The organism is Micromonospora sp. B11E3 (genome assembly GCF_039871625.1).
In the GTDB taxonomy this organism is placed as follows: Bacteria; Actinomycetota; Actinomycetes; order Mycobacteriales; family Micromonosporaceae; genus Micromonospora.
On record NZ_JBDPMC010000133.1, the window covers coordinates 1 to 9,426 of the forward strand.

At 69.4% G+C, this 9,426-nt stretch carries 9 protein-coding genes; 5 read left to right on the forward strand and 4 right to left on the reverse strand.

The genetic code is table 11. The features are described from left to right. Nucleotides 1-102: 102 nt before the first annotated feature. The gene (locus ABGB16_RS32325; RefSeq protein WP_347671865.1) at nt 103-237 is read right to left on the reverse strand and encodes a hypothetical protein; all 135 of its coding nucleotides are present in this window, start codon (nt 235-237) and stop codon (nt 103-105) included. A gap of 44 nt (nt 238-281) precedes the next feature. Between ABGB16_RS32325 and ABGB16_RS32330 the strand changes: the two genes are divergently transcribed. Continuing rightward, nucleotides 282-629 (forward strand): hypothetical protein, encoded by a 348-nt coding sequence (locus tag ABGB16_RS32330; RefSeq protein WP_347671866.1) that lies wholly within the window; start codon nt 282-284, stop codon nt 627-629. On the opposite strand, the gene ABGB16_RS32335 is transcribed toward ABGB16_RS32330, so the two are convergent. Continuing rightward, the gene (locus ABGB16_RS32335) at nt 620-2,677 is read right to left on the reverse strand and encodes a Mu transposase C-terminal domain-containing protein (protein WP_347671867.1); all 2,058 of its coding nucleotides are present in this window, start codon (nt 2,675-2,677) and stop codon (nt 620-622) included. The genes ABGB16_RS32330 and ABGB16_RS32335 overlap by 10 nt on opposite strands. Then, on the reverse strand, nt 2,598-3,458 hold the full coding sequence (locus ABGB16_RS32340; RefSeq protein ID WP_347671868.1) for a TnsA-like heteromeric transposase endonuclease subunit: 861 nt from the start codon (nt 3,456-3,458) through the stop codon (nt 2,598-2,600). Before ABGB16_RS32340 ends, ABGB16_RS32335 begins: the two co-directional genes overlap by 80 nt. A 138-nt stretch (nt 3,459-3,596) precedes the next feature. On the opposite strand from ABGB16_RS32340, the gene ABGB16_RS32345 reads away from it, so the two are divergent. After that, nucleotides 3,597-4,121: a DUF5956 family protein gene (locus ABGB16_RS32345; protein WP_347671869.1), complete on the forward strand. Its 525-nt coding sequence runs from the start codon at nt 3,597-3,599 to the stop codon at nt 4,119-4,121. An 80-nt stretch (nt 4,122-4,201) separates the two neighbouring features. Here the strand turns inward: ABGB16_RS32345 and ABGB16_RS32350 are convergent, their stop codons facing one another. Then, nucleotides 4,202-4,864: a hypothetical protein gene (locus ABGB16_RS32350; RefSeq protein WP_347671870.1), complete on the reverse strand. Its 663-nt coding sequence runs from the start codon at nt 4,862-4,864 to the stop codon at nt 4,202-4,204. Nucleotides 4,865-5,398: 534 nt separating this feature from the next. Between ABGB16_RS32350 and ABGB16_RS32355 the strand changes: the two genes are divergently transcribed. From ABGB16_RS32355 to ABGB16_RS32365, 3 genes are all read left to right on the forward strand, one after another. Then, complete coding sequence (locus ABGB16_RS32355) at nt 5,399-7,027, forward strand: IS1634 family transposase (RefSeq protein WP_347671871.1); 1,629 nt, start codon at nt 5,399-5,401, stop codon at nt 7,025-7,027. Between the two features lie 388 nt (nt 7,028-7,415). After that, complete coding sequence (locus ABGB16_RS32360) at nt 7,416-7,838, forward strand: YciI family protein (RefSeq protein ID WP_347671872.1); 423 nt, start codon at nt 7,416-7,418, stop codon at nt 7,836-7,838. Beyond that, the gene (locus ABGB16_RS32365; protein WP_347671873.1) at nt 7,831-8,976 is read left to right on the forward strand and encodes a DUF6596 domain-containing protein; all 1,146 of its coding nucleotides are present in this window, start codon (nt 7,831-7,833) and stop codon (nt 8,974-8,976) included. The genes ABGB16_RS32360 and ABGB16_RS32365 overlap by 8 nt, the downstream gene beginning before the upstream one ends. Nucleotides 8,977-9,426: the final 450 nt, after the last annotated feature.

Below are 9,426 nucleotides of genomic sequence, written 5' to 3' on the forward strand. Positions count from 1 at the left end.
CTGTGAGAGGACCACTTCATACCGGGGTTCTGCGTCTTTCCCTTGCACCACAACGGGTCCGGGCGTGTCCGCACCGGCCACCAGCACCGCTACCCGCCGCACTCACACCGTTACGCGGAAAGGCTCATTGACCTGGTTGAGGGAGCGCGGCAGCGGCAGGCCGAGGAACCGCGCGAACTCGGCGGCCAAGACCTTCGGGGTGGCCGCCGGCGGGACGGTGACGTAGATGACCGGCATGAACGGCCCTTGGTGGTGCATCGCCGTCGGGCAAGCAACTCGTGGTGCTTGCCGAGCTGCTTGATGGCGGTGCTCTTGCCTGTGCCGGAGTCGCCGGTGACGACCAGGCCCCGACGGGCGGTGTCGGCGCCAGTGTTGAGCACGACCAGCCGGCGGCCGGTCTTGACGATCTGGTCAACGGTCGGGGTGGCGACCACGATAAGGCGGGCATGGTGGGCAATGCGCCGCTCGTCGTAGGCGTCACGCTCGGCCGGGCCGAGAGCGGCCAGCCGGGCGGCCGGCAGCAACTCCACCTTGGATGGCTGCTGCTCGATGAATGCCGCCCAGCCCTCCTTCGTGGTCGCCGGCTCGTGGACGAGCGAGCCCACCGCGGCACCGCGGCTCACCGGTAGCGCCGTTCGTCGCCGGCCTCGAACACACCGAACGGGATCACCTTCGCCAGCGGCGCATCGCTGTCGTTCTCGACGTCGGCGTCGTCCCCGGCGTCGTCTGGGTCGTCGGGCGGGAGCGGCACCGGCCGGCCAGCGGCGCGGGTGCGCGCGGCTACTCGCCGCTGCCGGACGTCACCGTCAGGGCCGTTGCCTGCCCGTGTGAGCAGGCCGTCCAAGGCGCGGGCGATGGCCGTCTCGTCGGTGTCGTCACCGCCGCGCTGCGCGACGATCTGCCGGGCGGCCCGCCAGGTGAAGTCCGCGAACGGCGCTCCGACCATCGGCAGGTGCGTCCACGCGGCGGTCAGCCAGCCCCCGGTGCGGCGATTGCGCACGAACACGTGCGACAGGTCGTAGGGGTCGTAGTGGACCTCCCACCGCTTGCCCTTGCCGACCACACCGGACGGCTGGTGCCGGTGTGGGTTGAGCACCTCGTCGTCGTAGTGCCGGTAGTCGATCTGGATGCCGTGGTCGCCGATGGTGCGCCACTCGACGGGCAGCAGCTCCAGGTAGTCGATGCCGGTCAGGGGCATGGTGACGTAGCCGGCCGCGGCGACCGCCGCGGCGAACATCTCGTTCGGCGACAGCACCCGCGCGCCGGCCTCCGGATCGCGCAAGCCCTCGTGCGGCCGCGACTGCCACCCGGCGATGACCCACTCGTCGAGCAGTTCCTGCAACTGTGCCAGCGACCACACCGCCTTGGTCGCTGCGGGTGTGCCGCGGCGGGTGACGTTCGGCCCCAGATAGCCGGCCACGTGCTGGGCGAACAGGGTGCGGATCGATGCGAAGGTCCGCTCCACGATGGCCTTGTCCGTCGGCGTACCCGGATGCGCTGGCTGCACTGATATTCCCAACCGCTCGCAGGCACCTACGAACGTGGCGGAGATGAAGACCGTCCCCTGATCGGTCACCATCGTCTCGGGGACGATCACCGGCCGGGCCGCGGCGTGTTGCAGCCTGGCGTCGAGGTCTAGCAGGCGCCGGTAGGGGATCCGCGACCTCGCCATGCGCAGGGCGCCCGGCCAGCCAGGCCGCATCGGCTCCGGGACCAGGGCACGCGCCAGCAGCAGCGCCGCGTCGACGGCTTTGGTGCCTTGCGGGCGCAGCACCGCCGCGCAGATCGTGCGGGTGGCAACGTCAAGCACGGTGGTCAGCTCCACCCGCCCAGGCACCCCGTCATCCAGCAACGCCATGACATCCAACGGGGAGGTGTCGGTCTGCACGATCTCGCCCGGACGCACCGCGAAGCTTCGCGTGAACGGCCGCGGCGGCCGGTTGGCCTGCGTGCGCCGCGTGGTCGCCTCACCGAAGGTGTGCCGGCCGACCGTCATCGCCGCCACCAGTCGGTAGAACGTCGTCGACGGCGGCAGCGGCACCACCCCCGGCCCGTACTCGTCGGCCAGGAGCTGCTCCACCCGTCGGCGCAACCGAGTCCGGGTACCAGTCGAACGCGACGTCTCGGCCTGCACCGCCGTGGCGACCGCCGCGACTACCCGGGCGTCGACGCGACCATAGGGACTGGAGGAGCGGACCAACCGCTGGTCGACCAGCCCCCACAGCCCTTCGGCCCGGTAACGCAGCCGCATTCGCTTGACCGTCGCCGCGCTCGTCGGCTGCCCCGCAGCGGTCAACTCCGCAGCCTTGGCCGCGTCCCGCTGCGCGATCGTGTGCCGCGCCGGGTCGAAGCACTCCTTCGGCACGGCACCGACTGCCGCGTCCGGGGCCAAGCCGGTCTCGACCTCCACGACGTGCCGCTGCCACTGCCTGACCCGGGCAAGCACCTGCGCCGGCAGGACATCGAGCAAGCCCACCGGATCCACCCGCCGCGCCGGCGCACCCGACAACAGCTCGAAGCCGGGCGAAGCCAACAGGTGGCCCAGCAGCACCACCTGCGCATCCCCGCCGTCACCGACCAACCGCACCCGGGTGCCCTCATAGCCAGCGACCGTCACCGCCCGACCATCGAACAGCACCCGGTCGCCCACGCGCAGCACTGCCCGCCCTTTGCTCAACGGTCCACCGCCGCCACCAGCGACAACTCCGACAACGGCACCGTAAGGTCAGCGTGCAGCCGGCCCACCACAGCAGGTGAAACACCGTCGGCAACGTGGCCAGCGGATCTCCGAGCCTGGCCGCACCGTGCATCAACGCCACCGGCTCGGCGAACACCACTGGTGCCGCCGCCACCACCGCCTCGCGTCGGCACCGTGGGTGCCGATACCCAGCCAGCCACCGCACGTTCGCCATCCGCACCGCCTCCGGCTCGTGCACCAGACGGTAGTCCCAGCCCACCGCCGCGCAAGCCCGCCTCGTCGCCGCGAACGCCGCCGCGTCACGCGCCCGCACCCGCCCCTCCGGGCGCACGTCAACGACCACGCCCGTGCCATCGACCCGCCGAGCGAAGAAGTCCGGCGCGTGCGAACGCCGCCGTCCCTCGTCCTGCCAGAACAACCAGAATGGCTGCGACGCGATCCCGACGATCGCCTGGTCGAAGTCCAGCAGTGTCAGCTGATCGCGTTCCAGCCACGACTCGTACCCAACATGGCCGCCCGTGGTGGCGCACCACCACAACCCACTGTTGCTGCGCTGGCCCCGGTACGACGGAAACGGCCGCACCGGCGTCACAAGCTCGAACCGCACCCCAGACGCCGCCACCAGCGACTCACGCTGCTCCCGGCCCTCGGCGCCGACGTATGCCAGCTCGAAACCCCGCGAAGCAGCCGGACTTCCGCCCGGTAGCGCTACAAGCCCGCCCACCCAGCCGCCTCCATCGAGCACCAGCCATCGATCCATGACTCTAAACGGCCCGCCCGACTGGCTCCAGGCCGAAACCATCGCTAAGGATTGATCTTCAACTCGGTCGACCGTAGCGCCGTCCTGACCTCGCCCAACAGCGCTGGCCACGGCCGGGTGCGGACGTAGAGTGCGGGAATGGACATCGCCTACGACTGGGGCCTCGACCAGCCTGCGGAGCCGGCCGCGGCCAGAGCCGCCGACGCGGACGTGGACGGCCTGGAGCCGGAGCAGTTGCCGGAGGTGCGTGAGCTGGTCGCGCAGGGCTGGCAGATGGCGCCGGACGCGCCGATGATCGCTTTCCTGCCGGCGGTGTGGCCGTCCGAGCTGCGTACCTGGGTTCCCGATCGGGCGGCGCGGTATGAGCAGTGGTACGAGCAGGACCCGAAGACGCTGAAGGTGCGGCGCGAGCAGACGGTGCAGGCGAGCTGGGAGTCCCGCGTCGAGGTCGAGAACGACCTCGACGCCCTGTTAGCCGACGCGGGCGTGACCGGCCGGCCTCGGGGCCGGCTGTGGCTGCTGAAACCGCCCCCCGGGTGGGCCTCGGTCGACGACTTCCTGGCCGAACTGGGCCGGCAGGCCGATGCCGCCGGCATCGACGCCGAGTGCAGCGCCGAGTACGTGCAGCTCGCCGCCCGACTGCTGCGGGAGCCTGCGACGTGAAGATCACCGGCTCCACATGCGTGGTGGCCGTCCGACGGATCGGACGGCCACCACGCGTGCAGGGCGTCAGGCAGAGGCGGTCACGCCCAGGGCACCTGGTAGTAGCGGCAGTACGGGCTCACGTTGCACCGGTCCCACCGCCCGGTGTGGATCGTGCTGGCGTAGAAGATGTAGCTGTATCCAGAGGCCATGAAAGATCCGTAGTGGTCGTCGTGGTATTGGCCGCTGCCGGAGATGAGGGTGCTGTTGGAGTAGTAGCCGGTCTCGCTGGGCCGCCAGCTGCGCCAGCTCGCCGAGCTGACGTTGCCGAAGTAGAACGGGTTCTGGCCGCAGTAGCCGTCCGTGCCGGTCTGGTTGATCCGGCAGTTGTTGGTGAACTCCTGCGGAATGACCGTCGGTCCGTAGTCCCAGATCAGCAGGTTGCGCCAGCGCGGCCGCTGGCCGTTGAACGCCTGCCGGACGATGAAGTCGAACGCCCCGATGACCCCTTGGGAGTCACCGTAGGCGCCGTTGCCCTTGACCTCGGCGATGTAGTCGCTGATCTTCCGGCCGCACACCGAACCGGACTCGCACCAGCTGTCGTAGTCATCGGCCAGCACCGTGAGGTCGCCGGGCGCCGCGGTGGTGTCTTCGAAGTCCTCCGCGACAATCGTGGTGGTCGGCTTGCCGTCGGCGCCGGTGGTGGTCAACGCGCCACCCACGCAGGTCCACACCGCAGCCTCCTGCGCCTGGGCCTGTGCCACACGCCTGCAACCCCGCCCCGGCCGGCCCGACGAGACCCGTCCACGACGACGCCGCCGACGCCGAGCCCGGCAGGGCCGTCGCGATCAACACGACAGCCAGGCCGGCGGCCAACAATGCTCTGGTGATCCTCATGAGACCTCCCCTATGGTGCTCAGATCACAGTCAGAAACCGCACCGTAACCATCGGCGACTATCGGCAACAAGGATCGATTGAGGCAGATCCTGCAACTTCCACCATCGGAGATGGATCGCCTTCCTGCCGACATATCCCCATCGGTCATCACATCTGAACCACCCGGACGGCCCCGGGCATCACCTGCCGGGCCTCGACGGAGCAGAACAACTGGGCCTAGCCCGAGTGTCCTGGATAAGTTGACCTTGGTGTTGAGCGAGGCCCGTTTGGATCGTCTGACCTGTGGCGGCGCGTCGCCGTGTGGTATTCCTCGCGTATGACCTAAAGTGCCAGTATGGCGAGTCTGTACCCGAAGAAGGTCGGTGGAAAGACCTACTGGTACCTGCGCCAAATGGCTCGCGTGGACGGCAAGCCGAAGATGGTCTCCGAACGGTACCTTGGCAGCGCCGAGGATATCGAGGCGGCGATGGCTGGATCCGTTGTGGCGCCTGAGCGTACCCGGCATCTGGCGTTCGGGGCGGTGGCCGCCGGGTGGGCGGTCCTGACCCGCTTGCGGGTGGTCGAGATCGTGGACGAGGTGGTCGGCCCGCGGCGTGCGGACGCGGGCGCGTCGATCGGCACCTATCTGGCCCTGGCTGCGCTGAACCGCCTCGTCGACCCGTGTTCGCGGCGCAGTATCGCCGACTGGTGGGCGGCCACCGCGGCGGACCGATTCACCGGCATCCGTGCTGGTGTGTTGGAGCACCGCCGGTTCTGGGACGCCACCCGCACCATCACCACGCAGCATCTGGCCGAGGTCGAACGGCAGATCGTCGCGCAGATGATCCCCACGTTTGGACTGGACATCTCCGCGGTGGCCCTGGACATGACGAACTTCGCCACCTATATCGACTCGGGCAACGACAAAGCGTCCCTGGCCCAACACGGCAAGGCCAAACAGAAACGCGCCGACCTGCGACTGGTCGGTCTGGGCCTGGTCGTCACCCGCGACGGCGGGATCCCACTGCTGTCGCACACCTACCCCGGCAACAAGCCAGACGTGACCCAGTTCCCCCTGATGCTGTCCGAACTGTGCGGCCGGTACGTGGCATACACCGCTGCGGCGTCGGTGTCCGGACAGGTGACTGTGGTCTTCGACGCCGGACAGAACTCCGCCGCCAACTTCGCCGACCTACGGGCCGCGCAGATCGGCTACGTCACCTCGCTGCCACCCTCGGACCACACCGACCTACTCGCTCTGCCCAAAAGGTCCCGTCGCCGCGTGGACCAGACCCGCTTCCCGGGCCTGACCGCGCTGCAACGCCGCAAAGACATCTATGGCCAAAGCACCCGGGTGATCCTGACCCACTCACCGGCCCTGCACGCCGGGCAGTCCCGGGGCCTGGACCAGAGCCTGGCCAAGGCCCACGCCCGGCTGACCGAACTGGCGCAGCGGCTCGCGCGGGGCAAGACCCGCCGCGACAAGGACGCCGTGGCCGCCGAAATCCGTACGATCTGCAAAGACACCTGGGTCAAACGGATCCTGACCTGGGACCTGACCGGCACCGACCCGGCCGAGCTGAGCCTGACCTGGAGCATCGACACCGACGCCCGCGACAGCCTGGAAGACGAGATCTTCGGCAAGCGGATCCTGGTCACCAACCACGACGACTGGCCCATCGCCGACGTCGTGGCCGCATACCGCTCGCAATCCGACGCCGAGTTCGGCTTCCGTCAACTCAAGGACCCGCACGCCGTGTCGTTCTCGCCGATGAACCACTTCACCGACCAGGCCATCCGGGTCCACACCTACACCTGCGTCCTCGCCCTGCAACTGGCCCACCTGATGCGCCGCCAAGCCGAACAGGCCGGCCTGCACCTGTCGGTCCGCGCGCTGGTCGACGCCCTGGCCGGCATCGGGGAAACCGTCCTGATCTACCCCTCCTCGGGCGGACGTCCCAAGGCCCGGCGAATGCTCACCGAAACCACCGCCGACCAAAACCACCTGATCGACATCTTCGACCTACATCAATGGGCACCGCGGACTTAGGTCATACACCAAACCGCCCTCCACACCATCCCTAACCAGCACCGACACCAGTGTCGATCCGCCTAGCCAGGACACTCCGGCTAGAGAGCAGAACAGCTCAGATCAAGCGGGCCAAGGAGCAACTTCAGCGGGAACCCACAGCCGGCACCAGCGCGACACGGCATCCATTCGCACAGGTGAACGAAGGGCAGATCCCGTAGCGAGAAGCTCGACACCGGTAGCGGCGTTCCAACGGCGACATCCCGGACGCGGTCGGTCCCGCCTGCGGGCGGGCCCGCAGGTGAAGCCAAGAAAATTTTCGGACGGTGATGTCGAGAACCGGTGGCTGGCTCCGTCCCCGTGGTGAAGGTGACCAGAATGGGTCGCACCAGCACCGAGGAGAACCACGATGGCCAAGTACCTGCTGCTCAAGCACTACCGCGGCGCCCCGGCTGCGGTCAACGACGTACCCATGGACCAGTGGACGCCGGAGGAGATCTCGGCGCACGTGCAGTACATGAACGACTTCGCGGCCCGGCTCGAGAAGACCGGCGAGTTCGTCGACGGCCAGGCGCTCGCCCCCGAGGGGACCTTCGTCCGGTACGACGGTGAGGGGCGCCCGCCGGTCACCGACGGCCCGTTCGCCGAGACCAAGGACCTCATCGCCGGCTGGATGGTGATCGACGTCGACAGCTACGAGCGCGCCATCGAGCTGGCCGGGGAGCTGTCGGCCGCCCCTGGGGCGGGCGGGAAGCCGATCCACGAGTGGCTCGAGGTGCGCCCGTTCCTGGCCGAGCCGCCCACCGTCACGGAGTGCCTCTTCCATGGATGAGGCTCTGCTGCGGAGCCTGACGCCGAGCGTCCTCGGGATCCTCGTCCGCCGCGGAGCCGACTTCGCGGCGGCCGAGGACGCCGTGCAGGACGCCCTCGTCGAGGCGGTCCGCGTCTGGCCGGCCGACCCGCCGCGGGACCCGAAGGGCTGGCTGGTCACCGTAGCCTGGCGCCGGTTCCTCGACACGACCCGAGCGGATGCCGCCCGCCGCCGACGTGAGGACCTCGTCGACGAGGAGCCGGCGCCCGGGCCCACGCCGGCGGTGGACGACACGCTCCAGCTCTACTTCCTGTGCGCCCACCCGTCGCTGACGCCGTCGTCGGCGGTCGCGCTCACGCTGCGGGCCGTCGGCGGGCTGACCACCCGCCAGATCGCCCAGGCCTACCTGGTGCCCGAGGCGACCATGGCACAGCGGATCAGCCGGGCCAAGCGCACCGTGGCCGGCGTGCGGTTCGACCAGCCCGGCGACGTCGCCACCGTGTTGCGCGTCCTCTACCTGGTCTTCAACGAGGGCTACGGCGGTGACGTCGACCTCGCCGCCGAGGCCATCCGGCTCACCCGGCAGCTCGCCGCCGCGTTCGACCATCCCGAGGTGGCGGGACTGCTCGCCCTCATGCTGCTCCACCACGCCCGGCGTGATACACGGACCGCGCCAGACGGCAGCCTGGTGCCGCTGGCCGAGCAGGACCGCGGCCGGTGGGACACCACGATGATCGCCGAGGGCGTCGAGATCCTGCAGGCGGCGCTCGCCCGCGACCGGCTGGGCGAGTTCCAGGCCCAGGCCGCCATCGCGGCACTGCACGCCGACGCGCCCACCGCCGCAGAGACCGACTGGGTGCAGATCCTCGAGTGGTACGACGAACTCACGCGCCTGACCGACAGCCCGGTCGTCCGGCTCAACCGCGCGGTGGCCGTCGGCGAGGCCGACGGGCCACGCGCCGGGCTGGCGGCCCTCGCGGCGCTGGACGACTCACTGCCCCGCCACACGGCGGTGGCGGCGTACCTCCACGAACGCGACGGCAACCTGACCACAGCGGCACGCCTGTACGCCGAGGCCGCCCGAAAGGCCCCTAACCTCGCCGAACGCGACCACCTCACCCGCCAGGCCGCACGCCTCAACGCCCGCCGGCGTCCCTGACGGGTCGCGCTCGGGTTCCTGCCCGCGCCGGTGAGCCGGTGGTAGCGGTGTAGTCGCCCCTCGACCACCTTCACCTGGTGAGGATTAGCCAGTCGCACATCAAGACCCAGAATCCGACAAGGGCTCACACGACGGGCGAGCGGCAGTGGCGCTGCGCGGACGCATCACCGAGTTGCCCCAGCTGACCTCCGCATCCAAGCAACCGTGCTCGGGCTCCACCCACACGCTGGCGGCACACTGCGTGGCCCCGAAGCTGCGACCCTCGCACGGCATCGATCAGCGCCCTGCTGGCCACTATCGGCGTGCTCAAAGAACCTGAATGATCGGCTCTGGCGCAGAAACGGTGGTGAGTACCGTCCTGAGTAGCCGGTGTCGTGGGTAATCATGACTTCGGTGTGACGTGATCAAGTCGGTATTCCCCGGGCTGTCTTCGCTGGTCATCGAGCAGGT

Bases quoted from the DNA above. Each gene is read 5' to 3' on its own strand.
- ABGB16_RS32325 (WP_347671865.1), bottom strand. From the start codon at position 237: ATGCCGGTCATCTACGTCACCGTCCCGCCGGCGGCCACCCCGAAGGTC.
- ABGB16_RS32360 (WP_347671872.1), top strand. From the start codon at position 7,416: ATGGCCAAGTACCTGCTGCTCAAGCACTACCGCGGCGCCCCGGCTGCG.
- ABGB16_RS32345 (WP_347671869.1), top strand. From the start codon at position 3,597: ATGGACATCGCCTACGACTGGGGCCTCGACCAGCCTGCGGAGCCGGCC.
- ABGB16_RS32365 (WP_347671873.1), top strand. From the start codon at position 7,831: ATGGATGAGGCTCTGCTGCGGAGCCTGACGCCGAGCGTCCTCGGGATC.
- ABGB16_RS32340 (WP_347671868.1), bottom strand. From the start codon at position 3,458: ATGGATCGATGGCTGGTGCTCGATGGAGGCGGCTGGGTGGGCGGGCTT.